This is a genomic window from Paenibacillus agaridevorans, assembly GCF_003112455.1.
In the GTDB taxonomy this organism is placed as follows: domain Bacteria; phylum Bacillota; class Bacilli; order Paenibacillales; family Paenibacillaceae; genus Pristimantibacillus; species Pristimantibacillus agaridevorans.
This window is the reverse complement of the sequence record NZ_BDQX01000291.1, coordinates 121765-140896: the sequence shown is the minus strand read 5'-3', so window position 1 is coordinate 140896 and position 19132 is coordinate 121765. Positions and strand designations below refer to the sequence as shown.

Annotated in this window: 18 protein-coding genes and 2 pseudogenes; 2 read left to right on the top strand and 18 right to left on the bottom strand. The window is 52.9% G+C overall.

Features of this window, described 5'->3' with window-relative positions:
* The 10 genes and pseudogenes from PAT3040_RS24565 to PAT3040_RS24530 all read right to left on the bottom strand — a co-directional run.
* Positions 1-1477 (bottom strand): InlB B-repeat-containing protein (locus PAT3040_RS24565; RefSeq protein ID WP_146200533.1); only part of this gene is annotated, 1477 nt, incomplete at its 3' end.
* 145 nt (positions 1478-1622) lie between these two features.
* Complete coding sequence (locus PAT3040_RS24560; RefSeq protein ID WP_108994746.1) at positions 1623-3035, bottom strand: HAMP domain-containing sensor histidine kinase; 1413 nt, start codon at positions 3033-3035, stop codon at positions 1623-1625.
* Entirely contained in the window at positions 3032-3289 is a 258-nt protein-coding gene (locus tag PAT3040_RS40390) for a winged helix-turn-helix domain-containing protein (RefSeq protein WP_444980824.1), read from the bottom strand. Before PAT3040_RS40390 ends, PAT3040_RS24560 begins: the two co-directional genes overlap by 4 nt.
* 71 nt (positions 3290-3360) lie before the next feature.
* Positions 3361-3463: pseudogene (locus tag PAT3040_RS40385) on the bottom strand (DNA-binding response regulator); the annotation flags it as partial.
* Positions 3440-3721 (bottom strand): annotated as a pseudogene (locus tag PAT3040_RS40380) (response regulator transcription factor); the annotation flags it as partial. The pseudogenes PAT3040_RS40385 and PAT3040_RS40380, both read right to left, overlap by 24 nt.
* Before the next feature lie 592 nt (positions 3722-4313).
* Positions 4314-4592, bottom strand: coding sequence for a type II toxin-antitoxin system Phd/YefM family antitoxin (locus PAT3040_RS24550; protein ID WP_087568932.1), 279 nt, complete (start codon positions 4590-4592; stop codon positions 4314-4316).
* A 136-nt stretch (positions 4593-4728) separates the two neighbouring features.
* Positions 4729-6414: a 23S rRNA (uracil(1939)-C(5))-methyltransferase RlmD gene (gene rlmD / locus PAT3040_RS24545; protein WP_258235138.1), complete on the bottom strand. Its 1686-nt coding sequence runs from the start codon at positions 6412-6414 to the stop codon at positions 4729-4731.
* A 172-nt stretch (positions 6415-6586) separates the two neighbouring features.
* Complete coding sequence (locus PAT3040_RS24540) at positions 6587-7495, bottom strand: diacylglycerol kinase (RefSeq protein ID WP_087571447.1); 909 nt, start codon at positions 7493-7495, stop codon at positions 6587-6589.
* Positions 7496-7530: 35 nt separating this feature from the next.
* A complete protein-coding gene (locus tag PAT3040_RS24535; RefSeq protein WP_108994744.1) occupies positions 7531-8310 on the bottom strand; it encodes a sirohydrochlorin chelatase in 780 nt (259 codons plus the stop codon).
* 13 nt (positions 8311-8323) lie between these two features.
* Positions 8324-8614 carry a YerC/YecD family TrpR-related protein gene (locus PAT3040_RS24530; protein ID WP_108994743.1) on the bottom strand — a complete coding sequence of 97 codons (291 nt, stop codon included), beginning with the start codon at positions 8612-8614 and terminating at the stop codon, positions 8324-8326.
* Between the two features lie 201 nt (positions 8615-8815).
* Here PAT3040_RS24530 and PAT3040_RS24525 point away from each other — a divergent pair, with 201 nt between their 5' ends.
* Positions 8816-9454, top strand: coding sequence for a hypothetical protein (locus tag PAT3040_RS24525; protein ID WP_108994742.1), 639 nt, complete (start codon positions 8816-8818; stop codon positions 9452-9454).
* A gap of 158 nt (positions 9455-9612) precedes the next feature.
* On the opposite strand, the gene PAT3040_RS24520 is transcribed toward PAT3040_RS24525, so the two are convergent.
* From PAT3040_RS24520 to PAT3040_RS24505, 4 genes are all read right to left on the bottom strand, one after another.
* Positions 9613-10611: an inorganic phosphate transporter gene (locus tag PAT3040_RS24520; protein ID WP_108994741.1), complete on the bottom strand. Its 999-nt coding sequence runs from the start codon at positions 10609-10611 to the stop codon at positions 9613-9615.
* 24 nt (positions 10612-10635) lie between these two features.
* The gene (locus tag PAT3040_RS24515; protein WP_087571442.1) at positions 10636-11247 is read right to left on the bottom strand and encodes a DUF47 domain-containing protein; all 612 of its coding nucleotides are present in this window, start codon (positions 11245-11247) and stop codon (positions 10636-10638) included.
* Positions 11248-11498: 251 nt separating this feature from the next.
* A complete protein-coding gene (locus PAT3040_RS24510) occupies positions 11499-12593 on the bottom strand; it encodes a DUF3048 domain-containing protein (RefSeq protein ID WP_258235137.1) in 1095 nt (364 codons plus the stop codon).
* A 111-nt stretch (positions 12594-12704) separates the two neighbouring features.
* Positions 12705-13523 (bottom strand): alpha/beta hydrolase, encoded by an 819-nt coding sequence (locus PAT3040_RS24505; RefSeq protein ID WP_108994740.1) that lies wholly within the window; start codon positions 13521-13523, stop codon positions 12705-12707.
* A 218-nt stretch (positions 13524-13741) separates the two neighbouring features.
* On the opposite strand from PAT3040_RS24505, the gene PAT3040_RS38965 reads away from it, so the two are divergent.
* A complete protein-coding gene (locus tag PAT3040_RS38965) occupies positions 13742-13870 on the top strand; it encodes a hypothetical protein (protein ID WP_258235136.1) in 129 nt (42 codons plus the stop codon).
* Positions 13871-14019: 149 nt separating this feature from the next.
* On the opposite strand, the gene PAT3040_RS24500 is transcribed toward PAT3040_RS38965, so the two are convergent.
* From PAT3040_RS24500 to PAT3040_RS24485, 4 genes are all read right to left on the bottom strand, one after another.
* Positions 14020-15456: a sensor histidine kinase gene (locus tag PAT3040_RS24500; RefSeq protein WP_108994739.1), complete on the bottom strand. Its 1437-nt coding sequence runs from the start codon at positions 15454-15456 to the stop codon at positions 14020-14022.
* On the bottom strand, positions 15453-16298 hold the full coding sequence (locus tag PAT3040_RS24495; RefSeq protein WP_108994738.1) for a response regulator transcription factor: 846 nt from the start codon (positions 16296-16298) through the stop codon (positions 15453-15455). The genes PAT3040_RS24500 and PAT3040_RS24495 overlap by 4 nt, the downstream gene beginning before the upstream one ends.
* A gap of 24 nt (positions 16299-16322) precedes the next feature.
* Positions 16323-17852, bottom strand: a complete 1530-nt coding sequence (locus tag PAT3040_RS24490) for an FG-GAP repeat domain-containing protein (RefSeq protein ID WP_108994737.1) — start codon at positions 17850-17852, stop codon at positions 16323-16325.
* Positions 17853-17934: 82 nt separating this feature from the next.
* Positions 17935-19092 carry a polysaccharide deacetylase family protein gene (locus tag PAT3040_RS24485; RefSeq protein WP_108994736.1) on the bottom strand — a complete coding sequence of 386 codons (1158 nt, stop codon included), beginning with the start codon at positions 19090-19092 and terminating at the stop codon, positions 17935-17937.
* Positions 19093-19132 lie beyond the last annotated feature (40 nt).

Below are 19132 nucleotides of genomic sequence, written 5' to 3'. Positions count from 1 at the left end.
TAGCCTTAACGATAACTGCCTCGCCTGCTTCATGCCTTTCGCTGTCCACTGGCAACGTACCGCCTGTGCTTCCGTTTCCGCTATACGTCACCGTATACGTCGGAACAGGCGTCCACTTCGCATAAAGCGTAACATCGGCCAGTATTGTGGTTGATGCACCAGCCGAGTAATTCGTACCGTTTCCATTAGTTGCCGTGTTCCAGCCTGCGAATGTGTGACCCGTCTTCACTAAGCTCCCTTTATCCTTCAATACAATCACTGTGCCCGCTTCATAAGCTTCACTGTCGATAGGCGCAGTTCCTCCTGTGTTTCCGTTCCCGTTATATGTTATCGTATACGTCGGATTAGGCGTCCACTGTGCGTATAGGGTTACGTTGTCCATATCCATTGCGATTGCAGAGCCCGCTGAATAGTTCGTTCCGCTGCCATTCGCGGCGGTATTCCAGCCCGTAAAGATGTATCCAGCTCTCACCATACTGCCCTTATTCAACACTAGGGCGCTCGCGCCGATTGCATACGTATTGCTGTCCGAAGGCACAGCCCCCCCTGTATGTCCATTACCGAAATAGAGGACAGAGGAATTTTCGAATCTGAGATTAACATTATTCCCTACAACAACAAACGTATTGTTGCCATACACGATACCATTAAGGTTGTTTGTAACACCAGATTCATTCAGTTTCCACTGTACGCCATCCACAGATGATGCAATCAACCCGCCGCCAAAGCTTGCTGCAACGAACCTTCCATTCCCGTAGGTGATCGATTGAAAATTCCCCGCTACATCCGCCTGCTTCGTCCAAGTTATACCATCAGGCGAGGTAAGAACAACGCTGCCCCCTACCGCCACGTATTGTCCGTTATTATAGGCAACTGCATATAAGCTCGTCGTCGCTGGTGACACGCGTTCCTCCCAGTTCAGCCCATCAAGTGAAGTCCATATTTGCCCATACTGCCCTACGGCTACGAATTTATCTCCGTAAGAAACGCCATATATATATGCGCCTCCTGTATCCGGAAGGATTATACTTCTCCAGTTGAGTCCATCCGTTGAGGTAGTAACCGTCGAGAATTGCCCAGTTGCCACATACCTGCCGTTGCCATACGCAACAGACCCCAATCCGTACGTCGTTGCCCCGACTATGGTCTCCGCAACATTCCCTGAGCTTATGGTTATGATTGTGCCGCCGTCTCCTACAATCACATACTTACCGCCGCCATAAACAATATCATTCAGTGTAACGTTAGTATTGGATGCAATAGTCCCTGAAAACTGACTACCGCTATTATCTGAATACATTATGGTACCGTTTGGACCCACAGCAACAAACCGGTCTGGCCCACGCTCTACCCCTTTCAGCACTGCATTCACCTGATCCGCAGGCTTCGACCATGCTGCGTGAGCTGCAAGGGGATGAATCAGTTCAATCAATAGAAACAATACGAGTAATAAGTACATTGAAACCCGTCGATTCAATACAATCTACCTCCTCAATAGCATTCAGCCCATTCTAGCGCATCTTTACTTCTGTTTATCTGAATGAAATCTGAATAAAAAAATAATCGAAACGCCTCGACGGAAGCGCCCCGATTATTTGACAAAATCAATCCTTTTACGCCACTTATGCTCGCTTGGGAAACCGCAGTTCAAACACCGTCTCTTTATTAGGCTTGCTGCTCACCAGCACCTGCCCGCAATGAAGCTCCATAATGTCTCGCACAAACGACAAACCGATTCCGAGGCCCTCTCCCCGGCGTCCATCATCTACTCGGTAGAAACGCTCGAATATTCGGTTCAGATACTCGGGTTCTATCCCCTTGCCCCGATCCTTAACGTAAATAGATATCCATTCCTCATGCCGTACAATCGCAATGCCGAGGTACTGCCCCCCGCTTCCATAACGAATCGCATTATCGATCAAATTGCGCAGCGCCCGCTCAATCAGCGAAGCATCAACGAGCGCCACTGAGTCAAACTCCTCCGGCACGTCAACGTCTACCTCGATATTTTGCCCGTCCAAAAACAAAAAATAGTCTGCCGCGACCTTCCTTATCAGCTCCGACACAGAAACTGAGACCGGCTTGAATTCATACACATTCGAATCCTGCTTAGTAATGTCTAATAGCTGATCAAGCAAGCTGTCCATATAACGAGAGCGCTGCAGGATGATTCTGGCATGATTCTGCAGCTCATCCCCCTCCTTATATGAATGGGTGCGAATCGTCTCCGCATAGCCGAGTATCATCGTTAGTGGCGTTCGCAGATCATGAGACAGATTGGACAACAGCAGCCTGCGGCGGCTGTCGAACTGCTCAATCTCTGCAGCCTGATCATGAATGCGCTTCGCCATGGCGTTATAATGTCTCGCCAGCTCGCCAATCTCATCCTTCGATTTATCGTGCAGCACAACAACCTCCTGGCGAAGCCCGACCTGAGCCAGCGCATGATTCAGCTTGCCAATCCGTCGATTAATCGAGGAAAAGTACCATAAAGAGGACAAGTAAGGCAGCAACAGCAACCACAGTAATGGCAGAAAAATAAATATCAGACTTTCGTTTGTACGAACATAAAAGAAAAATTGGCCCATTTTCATCGCTTCGCCGTGCAAATTCAGGATAAGGTAAAACGGATTGCCGTTGACACTCTCCGTATATACAAGAGTAATAGGGGCATTCTCTCCCCACATGTTGTTAGGCATATTCGCTACACGATACGCCAACTCCGCGAAATCGTAACGCCTTTCCGGCTCATGCGAGGTATCATAAATAACAGTTCCATCCGCAGCTACCCACTCCAAACGGAGCTCAGGATGCTGCTGATGCACCGTATCAAGGATAGGCTGGATCTGTTCCTTCCCGGGTGCTTGCACTTCGGATATTAGTGCTCTCGTCTCCTGAGAGATCGTATTCAGAATGTTCAAGCTGTAGCCCTTGTCCCACAAGCTCCCGGAAACAAACATGGTCACTAAGAACAGTATGATACTGCTCGCGACACTTATAAGCATAACCAACCATAGCTTCGTTCTGCTTCTCATCGTCCATCCCCCGAGAACCGATACCCGACGCCGCGAACGGTCTGCAGATGGTATGGCGAATCGGCCGTTTCGCTAAGCAGATGCCGCAGTCTTCTAATGAACACACTTAAATTGTTGTCATCATAATTGTCATGCTTCCATACCTGCCGATAAATATCTCGTTTCGTCAGGATGCGGTCGGGGTTCGTCATGAACAGATAGAGCAGCTCGCATTCATATGAGGTTAGATCATGCTGTATCCCTTTGTGATGCAAAATGAGATTATCGACATCGAGTGACAGCTCTTTTAGCTTGATGATCTCAGATTGAGCATCTTTCTTGGGGCGATTTCTTCTGAGCTGTGCTTGTACTCTGGCAAGCAGCTCCATTGGACTAAACGGCTTCGTGACATAATCATCCGCGCCCAAGCCAAGCGTATCGATCTTATCCTGTATTTCTCTTCTCGCACTAAGCGAGATGACGAGAAGCTTGGAGTTGTGATCATGCAAATAATGAAGCACCTCATAGCCATTCCCATCATCCATCATTAGATCCAAGATCATTAAATCGTAATCCTTCTCTTGTATTCGCGCTATCGCCAGCCTTCCTGACTCCGCTTCTGCAACCTGCATTCCCGCCTGCTCCAAATGTATGCGAATCAACGATCTGATCTCAGCATCATCATCCACAATTAAAATTTGATACATCCGCCGCACATCCCCTGCTCAACTTCTTGCAGAAAATATTATCATTAAATTACTAGCATTGAGAAGCGAAATACTAGAAATAGCAAAAGAGACGAAGCCGTTCATAGGTATAACGCCAATAAGCGCTTACTGCTCCTCCAACCAGTGGCTATATTCTAATTTCACTCAGCCAGCGAGGTTTTCTATGCTGCTGAAAAAATCTGTCCAACGATAAGTATCTTGAGATAACCGAAAGAATTCTAAGAATTATTTTTCCATAAATAAAAACCAACAGCGATTGATTACATAATCAATAACTGTTGGTTTTTTATTTCTGCCAATACACCTCAACTATTAGTCTTTCCTGACCAACAGTGAGCAACACTCCACATGTGTGGGGTAGGCAGAGTCAACATAGGTTGATCCAATCAAAACAGTTTTTCGAAATCTCGTTTACTATAAATAATGCGTCGAATTTCTACAAACTTAGGTATTTGCATACCTAATTAATTTATTAAAAAAAATGTATATCTATACCTAAAATGTAGAATGGAACAAATTGGCTGTCAAGGAAATCAAACAAACTGGAGGCAAGGCCTCCAGTTTAATATAGTCATCCCTTTTCTTCCTTACGTAAACGTTGTCTTAATTGCTTAAACACTTCATCGTGGCTAAAACGAACATCTGAGTTATTTGCTTCGATTTCAGCCTCTTTCAGCTTTGCAAAAATCTCGTTGTTGTACTGTATATTTTCATACTGCTCAATACTCATAACAACCATATCCCCATGTCCGTTTTTCGTAAGAAATACCGGTTCAAGAGTTTCGTGAACAATCTTTGATATTTCGGCGAAATTATTTCGCAAGTCGGATACAGGTCTAATATGCGGCAATGCCCTCACCTCCTAAACAATATTTTATCATTATTATGATAATCAATCAACTTCATCTTTAAGTGATCAAAGTCGACCTTATTAGGAGGTCAGACAGCTAATCGATGTTTGTAAAGCAAAAATCTTAGGCGTCCCTTTATTTATTGATTCGATGTATGGACACCACTGCCTCCACATGACTCGTCCAAGGAAACATATCCACTGGAGTCACTTCCACCGTGCGGTACCCGCCGTCCTCCAGCACGCGAAGGTCGCGTGCGAGTGTGGAGGGGTTGCAGCTGACGTAGACGACGCGTTCCGGCTGCATCTTCAGGATCGTCTCCAGCAGCGCGGAGTCGCAGCCCTTGCGAGGCGGGTCGACGACGATGACGTCGGCCGTGGCGCCTTCCTTTCGCCAGCGGGGGATGACGACCTCGGCCGGTCCCGCTTCGAAAGTGGCGTTCTCCACGCCGTTCAGCGCCGCGTTGCGCTTGGCATCCTCGATCGCTTCCGGTACGATCTCCACGCCGTACACGTGGCCGGCTTTGCGCGCCAGGAACAAGCTGATCGTGCCGATGCCGCAATAGGCATCGATGACGTTCTCGTTGCCCGTCAGCGCGGCGTACTCCACGGCTTTGCCGTACAGGGCAATCGTCTGGGACGGGTTGACCTGATAGAAGGAACGCGCCGAGATGGCGAAACGAATGCCGTCCAACTCGTCATAGATCACGTCGCTGCCCCACAGCGTACGGGTTTCGTCGCCGAAGATGACGTTCGTGTTACGCTCGTTAACGTTCTGCACGATGCTCTTGAGGCCCGGCAGCTCAGCTCGAAGCGACTCGATCCACTCCGGCTGGCGTGGCAAACGCTGTCCGTTGGTGACAAGGACGACCATGATCTCGCCCGTGACGAAGCCGGTGCGCACCATGACATGGCGCAGCACGCCTTCTCCCGTCGTCTCGTCGTATGGCTTCACGCGCAGGTAACGCGCGATCCGCTTCACGACGCGCAGCGCTTCGTCGTTCCGATCATGCTGGATGAGGCAGTCGTCCATGTCGATGATGCGGTGCGTGCCGCGTTCGTAGAAACCCCCGACCAGCTCGCCGCTCGCGCTTGCCGTTCCGATGGGCACGGCAGCCTTGTTGCGGTAGCGCCATGGGTTCTCCATACCGATCGTAGGATGGACGACGATGCCGCCATCTTCCCCGTCCCCCGCAACCGTTAGCTTGCCGATTCGCGTCAGGTTGTCGATGACATGTTGTCTCTTCCAGGTCAACTGGGCCTCGTAATCGAAATGCTGAAGCTGGCAGCCGCCGCATTCTTCGTAAATATCGCAAGGTGGGTTCAGCCGATCCGGGCTTGCCGTTAGGAGCTCGTCCAGTTCGGCGTAGCCGTATTGTTTCTTCTGCTTCGTAACGCGCGCGCTGATCCGCTCGCCTGGCAAAGCGCCGGGGACGAACAGCGTATAACCGTCGACGCGGCCGACGCCTTCTCCGTCATGAGTCATGCCGCTGACATCCAGCGTCACTGGCGCATGGTGCGCAAAAGGTCCAGTCGGAGCCTTCGCGGAAGCTTCCCTCCCGCGACGCCCCGTTCCCGAGTTTGCCACGGCAGTCCCTGAAACCGCGGCACTTCTCCCCGGGGCTTCACGCTTGTCTAAGCCCATTCTCTGCTCGGATCCACGCTTGTCCCGTCCGCTTCCGCCACGTTTCCCGCCTGCCTGCGATCTGCCGCCTTGCGACTTCTCACTCTGGGCTCCCGCCTGCACTCTGCCGCCCTGCGGCTTCGCTCCTTGAGCCCCTGCCTGGCCTCTGCCCTTCTGTCCTTGCTTTACTTTCTTCATAACACCGTTCTTCCTTCTCTTCCTGCCCGGCAGACCCGCGCCGCGCCTCTCAGCGAAAAACAGCTAGCCGAACGCGACTAGCTGTACACAGCGACTACCGGATAGGTTTATGTGGTCCGCGGCACGGGCCGCGGCGTTCTTATGTAGTGAGGTCTATCCCTGTTCCGAGGTTTTACTGATACGTCGACACTCCGCTTTCATCCGCGAATATCCGAAGATGGGACGGTAGAACGGAGAAGGTGCACGGCAGCGCCCCGCCGTATTCGCCGTCGAGATTGATCTGCACGTAATCCGGCGTCTTCACCTTAAGCTCGTTCGTGCGGAAGTGGATAACATGCGAATCGTTCAAATGTTCGCCGCGCAGCGCGAGCGTGACCAGCTTGATAAATTCGGCCAGATTCATTCGCTTGATAAGCAGGACGTCCAGCAGCCCGTCGTCCAGCTTGGATTCCGGCGCAAGACGTTCGAAGCCTCCGACAGAGTTGCTGTTGCAGATGAGGAACATCATGAACTCGTCATGGAAATCGCCGACGCCGGCCGCCTCGAACTTCAGCTCCGTGGGACGCAGACGCGTCATTTTCTCCAGACCCTTCATATAATAGGCCAGTTGACCGATCATCGTCTTAAGCTTGCTTGGCACGTCGTAGGTCAGCTCTGTCAAGGAGCCGCCCCCGGCAATGTTAATGAAGTAGCGGTCATTGGCCTTGCCTACGTCGATGGGTCTCGTATATTGCCCGATGATGAGATCGCAGGCGTATTCCCAATGCTTGGGGATGCCGGTCGCTCTCGCGAAATCGTTTGTCGTGCCTACCGGAAGGATGCCAAGAGGCGGTCGATTCGGCTTGTTCGCCAGTCCGTTGATGACCTCGTACAACGTTCCGTCTCCGCCCGCCGCGATGATCATATCGTAATCGCGATCCGCAGCGTCTGCCGCAGCGAGGGTCGCATCTCCTTCGCCGATCGTCGCATGACAGGTCGCCTCGATACCGCCCTGGTCAAGCCGCTGAAGAATGTCGGGAAGCCTGCGCTTCATCTCTTCCCTACCCGAAGTGGGGTTATAGATTAGTCTTGCCCGTTTCATCGAAACCTCGCTCCTCCTCTTTAATTGTCTCCTGCTTATGTCAGGTATCCGCTGTCGCGCAGCCAATCCGTCATCTGTGCCTTTAACCATCGGGGTATAGCCGGATGGGGCAGCATCGCCCTGCCATTGTATCTGTAATTCAACCCTTGCAGTCTGGAAGGGATAACGTGATTGCTAAAATATCCGGGGCTCAAAAACAACGGCACGACGATTACTTCGCGGTCCCGTTGTTCTGCTTGAAGCATCCTCAGCACGTCGGCCGCCATATCCGGCAGCAGCATGGCAGAAGCAGCGCGTCCGAATCCGCCCAGCAGGCGCAGCCGCTCCGCAAGTCCGGACAACCCCGCTTGCCAGCGCTCGTGGAACACGGGCTCCTTGCTTCCATGTCCGATAACCAGCAAAGCCTCTCTGGCAGGGTCGGTAGATAACTCCGCAATATTCGCCAGCAGCAGCTCGGCGATCTCCGGATCGTCGTCGATCGGCTTCCCATAGGTTACGCGCGCATTTACGCGGAACGTCCCCAGATCGCCCTCCAGCTTCGACAGCGGCGGCAGACCGAAAGCTTGACCGATCTCGTCCACATGCGTGCTCCCCGAAGAGACAAACAAAGGGATAACAAAAATATCGTTCACGCCTTGCCGTTCCAGCTCGTCGATGCCATCCTGGATCAACCTTCCCGCTACGATCTCCAGGAACGACGAAACGACGGGGACTTTGGCATCTATTGCAGCCGCATTCACCGCTTCGTCAACAAGCTTGATCCAGTTCTCCTCGCGCGAGCCGTGGCTAACGACCAATATGCCGGGTGTATGCATCCGATGCGCCCCCTTATTTGCCGAGACGCTCCAATGCCATCTTGTAACCGTCGTTGCCGTAATTGAGGCAACGCTTTACGCGAGAGATCGTTGCCGTGCTTGCGCCCGTCTCCGCTTCGATCTGGTTGTATGTACTCCCTTTGCCCAGCATGCGCGCTACTTCCAGGCGTTGAGACAAGGATTGGATTTCGTTTACCGTACAAAGATCGTCGAAGAAGACGTAACATTCCTCTACCGACTTCAACGTAAGGACCGCCTCGAATAGTTGGTCAATTGCTTTATCGTTCAGCTTCTTCAGCTGCATGCGCATTCACTCCCATAGTCACTATAAATTCTATTGTATCCTTTTGTCGGCGTTTGTTCAAACACAACCGTTCCCCTTCGTTGTAATTAGGAAGAATGTACGGGCTAATAACTATAAATTTATTAGGGAATCGGGACATTCGTCCAATCCAAGCGTTTGCCTATCCCATAAGCTAGTAGAAAAGAAGGGTTGTGATCCGTTGTGAATCCTTATCAAAATCCCGGAGCTGGCGGGCGCGGCAACAGCCACGGGAACGATACAAGGAACATGCAAGTCAGCGAACAAGGCTTCTCGCATCGACAAGGCCAAAGCATGCTGAACCGTCCATATAGCGGCTTGCATGGCGGCTTCCAATATGACGACATGCCAACAAGGCAACATCAGCCGCAATCGTACCCGACTTATCCCGTCATTGTCCACCAGGAATCACCGCGAGAGGGCCAGTCGAACCTGCTGCCAACCGTCTTGCCGCCGACGCAGAACAGTTTGCTGCCTGCCCCGCCTGCCTCTGGAGGAGGCGGCAAAGGGTTCTCGCTTGCAAACTTGCTCAAATACGCGAATCCGACCGAGATCAAAGGTTTTGTTGACCGTATGGGCGGACTGGACGGCATCCTCTCCACGGTGACCAAGGTGCAGAAGGTCGTCGGAAGCGTCTCCCAAATGGCTCCGCTCATGAAAGTGTTTATGGGCTCCTTCGGCAAGAAATCCCAGCCTGCACCAAGCGACAACGGAGGTTCCGGACTGTCTCGTCCGCGACCTCGCAAACGCCGCACCACTAACAGTGGAAGCGGACGGAAGTCGTCAGTGAAACGCCAGAACCGCCCAAGACGCAGAAGGTAAAAATTTGTAACGACACAAGGGACATTCCGATCATCGTCTAGTCCGGAGAGGATAACGATGAGGGAGTGTCCCTTGTTAGTTGAGAAAACCTCAATCGGGGCCTTTCGAAGATGGGCGACCGCGTTTAGAGGCAGGTTTGTGTTGAAGTGTTGTACGGCTCACAGAAATAATGCCTTGATGATCCAGAAGAAGAACATCGCGAGCACCGCCGTAATCGGGATCGTAATGAACCAGGCCACCACGATTCTGCCCGCTACGCCCCAGCGCACGGCCGAGAAACGTTTCGCGCTGCCTACGCCGAGAATCGAGGACGTAATGACATGCGTCGTGCTGACGGGAAGGTGGATTAACGTTGCCGTTAGGATAACGACAGCGGATCCGATATCAGCCGCGAAGCCGTTAATCGGCTCGATCTTGAATATCTTGGTACCCATCGTCTTGATGATCTTCCAGCCGCCGACTGAGGTACCGAGCGCCATCGCAGTTGCAGCGGAGAGCTGCACCCAAAACGGAATATGGTCCGTGTTTTCTTGGACCCCGGCAGCGACTAGCGCGAATACGATAATGCCCATCGCCTTCTGCGCGTCGTTTGTACCGTGCGAGAACGATTGGAACATCGCCGTAATGACCTGCCCGCCTCGGAAGCCTTTGTTGATGGTATGCGGGCTGCTTTTCGCGAACACGCGCTTAAGAATCCACATCAGCAGGAAGCCCATTGCGAACGCGATAAGCGGAGACAGAAGAAGTGCTTTTAGAATATCGATGAATCCGCTGGCATTCAGCGAACTCATACCCGCTCCCACGATTACCGCTCCGGCCAATGAACCGATGAGCGCGTGCGAGGACGAGGACGGAATGCCGAACCACCAAGTAATCAAGTTCCATGCAATAGCAGACAGCAAGGCGGCAATGACGATCTCGATGCCGAACTCCAGGTCTGCCGGGTTGGCCACGCCGCTGCCGATCATCTTGGCTACGCCTGTAAACGTAATCGCGCCGAGGAAGTTCATGACTGCCGCCATGAGGACGGCAAGCTTTGGCTTGATGGCGCGCGTCGATACCGAGGTCGCGATCGCATTGGCCGTGTCGTGGAACCCGTTAATAAAGTCGAAGGCTAGCGCCAGGAAAACGACGATCCATAATACATATATCTCCATGTGTACGACTCCTGCTCCTCTGGATTAGCTGTTACGCATAATGATCGATTCCAGTATATTCGCTACATCCTCGCAGTAGTCGGTCGTCTGCTCAAGACGCTCGTAAATTTCCTTGCGCTTGATAAGCTCGATCGGGTCCTTTACGTTAGCGAACAGACTTGTCACACTGACGCGGAGCAGATCGTCGGCTTGATTTTCAAGTTCGTTAATGGCGATTGTATGCTCTCTCATCGCTAGCAGCTTCTTTTGCGTGAGCAATTGAATCGCCTTGCGAATCTGATGAGTAGAACGTACGATAACGTCGGCGAACAACGTAATATATTCGTCCTTCTCACGAACATTGTACATTTCGAACCGGGAAGCGCATGCCTCGATTCCGTCCAGGACATCGTCCAGCGAGGTCGTGAGGGCCATGATGTCCTCGCGTTCGATTGGCGTGATGAAGGTTTTGTTAAGTTCTTTCAAGATGGTGTGCGTAAATTGATCGCACTGGCTTTCCATCTCTTTCATTCGCTTGGCGAATGCCGTCAAGTTCGACAGATCCGAAACGCCTGCAGCGAAATATTCGGTGGCTTCAACCAAAGTATCGCCCATCGCTTCGAGCGTTGTGAAAAAAATGTCCTTTTTCTTAAACATGTCAATCCCCTTATCCACTAGAAAATGGTATGTCGCTGACGGACAGTAACTCGCCCTAACGTAGTTTACACTACAATTGTTAAGGGAATGTAAACATCCATGAAAAATTTAAACATATTTTTTCGCGTACCACAATAGTTCCATCGTAATTTGTGATGAGAAAATCTCAACGTACACGCTTCCTATGCGGTAAATAACAGGAAAAGAGGATTCCGCAGCGGAATCCTCTTTTAACGTTCCGCCTCCTTAGCTTATCCAGCGCTGGCGGATTGTACCCATGCCACATGCTCGGCGAGCGCCGGCTTGTTAGGCACGATATGTATATAAGTTTTGCCCGGCACCAGCGAGATCTCGGCACCTTCCTTCGTTGCGAACCGGATCATGTCGTCCGGAGCGGACACCCAGTCGATATCGATCTTCTTTCCTTTCTGGAACAGGTAGGCTTTGCCTCCCGACACCAGGTCGACGGACAGTCTTCCGACATCATCAAGCGTCCTGTGCGTTGTCTCGAATACAATCAGATTGGCCGCGGCAAGCGTAGCGTTGTTGTTCAAGTCGATATGAGGTTCGCCGTTGATCGACCGGCTGTAAAGACCGGAGGTCTCATCGTAGATATAACCTACCTTATAGCTGTCCATCAGAAATTTGATCGTAATGTCGCGCGCATCCTCGGCGCCAGACGCGTCGGCGACCGTCCCGTTCTCCGAGAACTGATAGACGGGGACTGGCTTGTCATCGCTGTACTTCTTTTTCTCGGCTCCTTCGCGAAGCTTCTCCAGCGAGGAATACAAATTATGCGGAGCCTTGCGGTCCTTGCTTCTCCAGAAGTACGAGCCTGCGTTCGTGATTTCGTCGAGATAAGGTTTGCCTTGCTTCTGCAGAATGCCATAAGCTTCGGGACTACCGCCCGCATGGGCCATTACCGCTCCGTAGCTGTCGGCGATATCGATCAAATATTTGCGGTTGCTGCGAATAGGACCAATCGTGTCGGAGAGCGACTCCGTGCTTTGGAAGATCGCGACAAGCCTGGTAATGCCGCCTTCGGCGAGCACTTCCCAGATGACGTCGGCTCCCGTCAAGCCGGACTGCGGTCTGGCCGCGGAGAAGTTGTTGATCATAACGGCCATCGGTCTAAACTTTGCCTCTTGCGCAAGTCCGATGCCGGATAAAGGCGCTGTGTAGGGAAGCGGCGCAGCAGTCGGAATTGGAGTTGCTTCCATCGTCGGAGAAGCCGTCGGCTCCGGCGGTACGTTAACGGGAGCTGCATTACTGCCGCCGCATGCTGCCGTCATCACGATTGTAGCCGCAAGCATAGCTGCGAGACTTCCCCGCAATCGGTTGTTCATGAATAACCCGCCTCTGCTAGAAAGTTGGTAATCATAGAATCTTTTACCGTCTATCTACTATTTAAGCACAGGTTAGGGCGAGATGTCTCGACAAAAATTATCTTTTTTCCGTCAAATCGACCAGTGAAGCCAATCCTGCTGCTTGCGGTCGAGGCCTGACAGCCACTCCGCGGTCACGCGAATCGCCTCTTCCTGATGCTGCTTGGAGGAATAGGTATGGCCCGCCTGGAAAATAATCTCTTTGTCGCACAGCCCCTCGCTTCTCGTCCAGAAGACCTTCTGATACAGGAAGCTGTAGTCGACGGGAATGAGCTCGTCGCTCGTGCCATGAACAAGCAGCACCTCTCCGCCGAAACGTGTCGCCGATTGGAACGGCTGATGCTCCATCAGGGATTCGAAGAACACAGTCTGGAGAGAGTAACCGGCATAGTCGGTTCTGCCTTTCGTGACCGCCTCGTCATAGCCGGCCTTCCCGACAATTCGAACGATGTCGGTAAACGGATATCCGACGGCTGACCACATGATAAGCCGCTTGACCCGCTTATCCTTCACCGCGGTCAACAAGGCGACGGCGCCTCCCAGGCTGTGTCCCAGCAATACGATACGCGAAGGATCCACGCAATCCATTCCATACACATAATCGATGGCCGTCCTCGTCTGATCGATCATGGCATTGAAGCCGAGCGCTCCGTAGTCCCCGCTGCTCTCTCCGCAGCCGCCATAATCGAAGCGAAGCACGTAGGAGCCTTGCGCCGCAAGCTCCCTTGCCGCCTTTACGAATAGACGGTCAACGCCGACCCGGCTGCCGATAAATCCATGGCATATGACGATGGCCTGACGCTTCTCGTCCAGATGATGTCCTCTCGTTGGATAATGCAGGGTAGCTTGCAGATCCAGATCTCCATGCTTAAGAGTCAATTGCTTCTCCATGACCATTCCTCCAATACCAAAATTCTATATATAATAATTCCTATAAGTTAACTATGAATTAGATGCATTCATCCTAACATTTCCACGGGCAGACTGTCAACGGGTACCCCGCATGGAGTTGGCAATTGCAGCGCACACTAATACAAAAAAGCCGATCCTCCCGCAAGAGATTCGGCTTGGCGTGCAGTAAAACAATATCAACATCGGAGGTGAACGAAATGTCTGAAATGCCATTGTGGATTGCATGGCTTCGCGACAACTGGCTGTCGATTATGTTATGCGCCGGCGTTATTATCGCCGTCATATACGTCATAGCCAATCGGAAGCTGCTTTTCTTTAAGGAGTAGACTGCTCCCGCGTGCAAGAGGTTGTTCAAAAAGTCCGCTTCCCATTACGAAGTAACTCTAGATGCATACTCGACGTCGAATATTGAATTCAGCCGAACCTTCCGGTGCTCACGTAGCTTCCACTACGCTCCGCTCCTCAGGTCCTAGCTTCATTCAATCTTCTCGGCACTGAGAACCGAACTTTTTGAACACGAACTATAAGGTATCGTAATCGTCGCGATCGTTCCCGCTCCCCGTTCGCTGTCGATACGAAGCTCGCCGCCGTGCAGCTCTATGATTTCCTTGCAAATCGCCAGCCCCAGGCCAGATCCGCCTTGACCGGAGCTGGCTTTGTAGAATTTCTCCGTAACATGGGGCAGATCCTCCGCTTCAATCCCGCATCCCGTATCCGAAACCGTCACCCGCGCCACGTGCAACTCTTCCGATACTGTAGTCGCCACACGAATCGTCCCTCCCGGAGGCGTGAACTTGAACGCGTTGTCGATGAGATTAATAACGACCTGCTTGAGACGGTTCGCGTCGCCGCTGACGACAATCGGTCCCGCCGCGTAAGACGCCATCAGCTTCACTCGCGTCCCTTCCTCCCGCACGGCCAACTGTCTGACCGTTTCCTTGACAGGGCCGTTCAAGTCCAGCACCTCGGTGTGCAGCTCCATAGAGCTTGCGGACAGCTTGGAGAAGTCCAGCAGATCCTCGACAAGACCGGTGAGCCGTTCCGTTTCCTTGCTAATGATGGAGAGCCCGAGCTTGACCTCTTCGTCGTCGCGGTCCGGCTCGCTTTCCTTCAACGTTTCGCTCCAACCCTTGATGGAGGTAAGCGGGGTTCGCAGTTCATGCGATATCGACGATATAAAATCATTTTTGAGCTTCTCCCGTTTGTTCAGCTCGCTCACCATCACGTTAAACGTCTCGGACAGCTGTCCAATTTCGTCCCCGCTGCGTTTCATCGCTCGTTTCGTCCAATCTCCCTCCGCCATATACCTCGCCGCCCGCTTCAATTCCTGAATCGGTCCCACGATGCGCTGCGCCAGGAACAGGCTTAAGCCCAGAAACAACAGGATAACGGATATTCCCGTGATGACGGCCATCTGGATCAGCTGCCCCACCATGCTGTCTACCCGCTCCAGCGACGACGTATACCGCAGCAAAGAAACGACGCGCGTATCCCCGCGCAGCGGAACCGTGACGGATGTCACCCGCTCGCCGTAATAAGGATCCACGCCGCTCCAAGTGCCTGTTTGTCCCGCCATTGCGCTTCTAACGTCGGCCGACGAATAGCGAATGCGGGGAGCGAATCCGTCCGAGTCAATACGCAGTTCGCCCTCGCTGCTGAGCAGCTGGATTCGTGTGGGACCGCCGTCGGCCATATTTTGAAGCAAATAATCGGCCTGGTCATGCAGACTAAGCGAAGTCAGCGACCGGCTGTGCTGCGTAAAGGCAGATTCGGCGCGCTGCTTCACGGAGCTCTGCGCGCTGCCGTAATAATAATTCCAGATGAGTATGACGAATGCTGCTCCCAGCACCGCGACTACCAGCGCAATCAGCAGCAGATAGCTCCATACCATCTTCGCCTTAATGCTTCTCATTCCGCAGCTCCCCGTCTCCAGCGATAACCGAACCCCCAGACCGTCTCGATGAACGCCGGTTCCGAAGGACTTTCTTCTAACTTCTGCCGAATGCGCCGGATATTGACGTCCACAACCTTAAGATCGCCAACATAATATCGACCCCATACCTCGGTCAAAATATGATCCCTGCTCACGCTTTTACCCGCGCTCTCCATAAGCAGCCTTACCAGCGCCCACTCGGTAGGGGTGAGCACGATCTCCTGGCCGTTTTTCCATAACCGCCGCTGAGATACCGACAGGCGGAACGGACCGCTGACGACCTCATCGGACGGACTCAGGATATTTTGGATACGGACCGGCAAGCTTTCCTCAGGAATTGTCTTACTGTCGGATTGAGTCAATGCTCCGTCAATGGCGCTTGCTGATTCCGATGCAACAGCCGATTCCGCCTGAGAAACGGCTTCTCGATCTACCGCGGTCACCGGCTGCGGTTCCGCATGCATCCGACGATAGAGCGACTTGATCCGCGCGACTAGCTCGCCAGGGCTAAACGGTTTCTGCACATAATCGTCGGCGCCTAGCTCCAATCCCTTGATCTTGTCCTCTTCCTGCGACTTCGCCGTCAGCATGATGATACCCATCCGGGGATATCGCGCTCTGAGTTGCTCGCATACTTCGAACCCGCTGATTGTAGGCAGCATGACATCAAGCAGCGCGATATCGAACGGTCCGTCGTTTTCAGCGCAAGCAAGCGCTTGTTCGCCGTTTTCCGCCTCGGTTACGATCATATCGTTGCGCCTGAGATTAATGCGGACAAACCCCCGTATCGATTCTTCATCCTCCAGCAACAAGATTCGCATTGGATATTCCCCCCCCTTTCTCTGCTATTCCGAGAAATCGATCCGAAGCCGCTCCAGAAACTGCTCCTTCTCTTTTAGCATCTCCTCGGCCTCCGCCCTGGAATGCGCAGTTAATGAAGTCGCGTCGCCGAGCGTTTCATCGTACAATACTGCCGCATATAGGTTGCCCCCGTACGTGCCAAGCGTTCGGAAGGTCCGCTTCTCTTCCCGCCATACATGCTCCACGCCATCCCATTGGTTTTTCGGTACGACATGGATGGAGACGAGATCGGCCCTCTCCGCCGTGTCCGGATTGTAATATTGCAGCGTGACGACTCCATAGCTTGCTCTTGGCGGTTTCTCCAGCGTGTACTTCCCTTGCCAAGCCTCAGGAATGTCGAGAAGCAGACCGTAGCTCTCGTCTAAATATTGCTCTGCTATCTTCCGGAACTCGTTCCTGCCGTCCCATTGCAGCCACTCCGTTATCCACAACGAATCGGAATAAGGGACGCCCTCTTGTCCCGGGGCCTCCCATGTCCGCTGAAGCTCGATGATACCATCGCCGTTCATATCGCGGCTGACCGTTGGCTTGCCGGCAAAGCCGTAGCCCAACTTTTCCTGCTCGGGCGTCGGGAACACAAGCGACAGATCGCGCCCGTTCCAGGCATACATATAAGTGAGCATGCTGTGCGCGCCAGTGCCGCCCTCCAGCAGTATCCCTTGATGGCGTGGAGAGATGCTCCCCATCTTTATGCGCTCGAACAGATTGACGCCTTCCGGCAGCGTTGTCTTGGCTCTTGATGCTAGCTTTCCGTCTTCCCAAGTGTAGACGGCCAATTGAAAGACGGGCATGATGAGCTCCGCCGTCGTGCCGGAGAAGGAGGTTCCGCTTATAACCGCGAGCACCTGCTTGCCGTCGCGATTAAGATCCGATGTATCGGCGAGACTAAACGGCAATGAGGCTGCCGGCACCATCGTCAGCTTCCCCTTATCGTTGCGCGCCGCCTTGTTCGAGAAGGAATACATCTCCAGCATCGATGGACTGTCGAACGCGCCTGCCCAGCCTACCGCGAGCTCCATGACGCCGTCTCCATCCATATCTATGATGCTCAGCCAAGTCATCTCGCGAGCAAGAGGCTGCTGGACGAGCAGCCATTGCCGCCAGCCATTGTCCGTATGACGCAGCGTCATAATCTCCGGCGAGCTGTATTCATTGTAGTAGGTAACGACCGCTTCGTTTTTGCCGTCTCCATCCAGATCGATTAATCGGACCGCTTCCATGACATCGTTGCTATGCGGCAGCATAAGAATGCTGAACTCCGGCAACGCCTTCGTCACAGCTGCGAGCAGTTGCTCCTTGTCCTCGCCGATTTCCGGCTTCAGCAGCAGATCTGCAGGAGCCGCCGTATATTGGCAGCCGGCAAGCATCAGCAAGCTTAACATCGCTCCCAGAGGCATCAGCCTCATGAATACCTTCAAGCTGCCGCCGCCGGATTTTCGGGAAATGCTTACGGCTCCTTTGCTCGTAGCGCTCTCGCGGTATGCAGTTGGAGAAGTCTGGCTGGCATGCGGCATAGCTGATGATCTCCTTCTTCTCTTTTAGAGGTTGACACGTATTTCTAGAGGTTGACACGTATTTCTAAAGGTTGTTCAAGGGTCAAGGCAGTTCGTCCACCGTAACGAGCGTGTAACCCAACTTATGCAGGTCGTCGATAATCCCCGGCAGCGCCTCGACCGTATTCTTAATATGCTTGCTTCCGAATGAATGCATTAATATTATACCATTAGGCTTCGTGTCTTGAATAATCATCTGACGCATGTCGGCGGGAGAAGTACCCGCCCAATCCCTCGTGTCCACCGTCCAGCCCGTGTGCACCCGGTCTTGCGCTTTAAGAATCTGCTTTACCGTATCCGACATCGACCCGTATGGAGCCCGGAACCATATCGGCTTCTCGCCGAGCACTTCCTTGATCGCCTCATCCGTTTTATTAATCTGCTCCAGGATGACCGATTTCTCTTGTTTCTTGAGATCTTTATGATTTTGCGAATGATTGCCGATCGTATGTCCTTCGTCCGCAATGCGCTGCAGCACCTCGGGATACAACTTCACTTGCTGGCCAACGACAAAGAACGTCGCTTTGACCCCTTTTTCCTTCAAAATATCCAAAATCGCCGTCGTATATTTTTTATCAGGACCGTCGTCGAAAGTGAGTGCCACCAGCTTCTTGCCATTATCGCTATTTCCTTGCTCTGCCGGAACGGACGGTTTATCCGGCTGACCGCCGGCATTGGCGCCTTCGCCAGGTTTGCCTCCGGAATTGCCGGAGCCAGTCCCTCCGTTAACGGAGCCATTACCGTTACCTGCTCCGATTCCCGCACCAGTGCCCGTGCTGCCATTCTTTCCTCCGTCACCATTGCCGTTTTGGCCGTTTGCTCCTTCTGTTCCGTTGCCGCCGGCATTATCGCCACCGTTGCCCGCACTTCCTCCCGAGCTGCCGTTGCCGGAGGAGCCGCTCTGACTTCCGCTTCCCGTTCCATGCCCGTTTTGCGGCTCGCCAGAGCCGCCCTGGTCTCCGGAGCCTCCGACGCCGGTCAACGTACCGTCCTGATCCGCTGCCCCTCCGCCTCCGTTACCCGAGCCTGAAGCCGTTCCGCCTTGGATCGTCTCTCCGCCTTTGACGACGGACGGGATGATTGCCGACATCCCCATCGACATCGATCTCCCTGCCGCGCAGCCGGCAACCCAGAAGAAAACCGCCACAATAACCATTAATAGAACCAATCTCCGACGACGACGTTTTTTTGTCCTGTCCATCCTTCTCACCTTCTAATCTGCTGATAGTTTAATCTTATCG

Coding starts and splice junctions, on each gene's coding strand:
- PAT3040_RS24500 (WP_108994739.1), bottom strand. CDS start 15,456: ATGAGAAGCATTAAGGCGAAGATGGTATGGAGCTATCTGCTGCTGATT.
- PAT3040_RS24505 (WP_108994740.1), bottom strand. CDS start 13,523: ATGGAGAAGCAATTGACTCTTAAGCATGGAGATCTGGATCTGCAAGCT.
- PAT3040_RS24510 (WP_258235137.1), bottom strand. CDS start 12,593: ATGAACAACCGATTGCGGGGAAGTCTCGCAGCTATGCTTGCGGCTACA.
- PAT3040_RS24560 (WP_108994746.1), bottom strand. CDS start 3,035: ATGAGAAGCAGAACGAAGCTATGGTTGGTTATGCTTATAAGTGTCGCG.
- PAT3040_RS24490 (WP_108994737.1), bottom strand. CDS start 17,852: ATGCCGCATGCCAGCCAGACTTCTCCAACTGCATACCGCGAGAGCGCT.
- rlmD (WP_258235138.1), bottom strand. CDS start 6,414: ATGAAGAAAGTAAAGCAAGGACAGAAGGGCAGAGGCCAGGCAGGGGCT.
- PAT3040_RS24520 (WP_108994741.1), bottom strand. CDS start 10,611: ATGGAGATATATGTATTATGGATCGTCGTTTTCCTGGCGCTAGCCTTC.
- PAT3040_RS24495 (WP_108994738.1), bottom strand. CDS start 16,298: ATGCGAATCTTGTTGCTGGAGGATGAAGAATCGATACGGGGGTTTGTC.
- PAT3040_RS38965 (WP_258235136.1), top strand. CDS start 13,742: ATGTCTGAAATGCCATTGTGGATTGCATGGCTTCGCGACAACTGGCTG.
- PAT3040_RS24540 (WP_087571447.1), bottom strand. CDS start 7,495: ATGAAACGGGCAAGACTAATCTATAACCCCACTTCGGGTAGGGAAGAG.
- PAT3040_RS24535 (WP_108994744.1), bottom strand. CDS start 8,310: ATGCATACACCCGGCATATTGGTCGTTAGCCACGGCTCGCGCGAGGAG.
- PAT3040_RS24515 (WP_087571442.1), bottom strand. CDS start 11,247: ATGTTTAAGAAAAAGGACATTTTTTTCACAACGCTCGAAGCGATGGGC.
- PAT3040_RS24530 (WP_108994743.1), bottom strand. CDS start 8,614: ATGCAGCTGAAGAAGCTGAACGATAAAGCAATTGACCAACTATTCGAG.
- PAT3040_RS24485 (WP_108994736.1), bottom strand. CDS start 19,092: ATGGACAGGACAAAAAAACGTCGTCGTCGGAGATTGGTTCTATTAATG.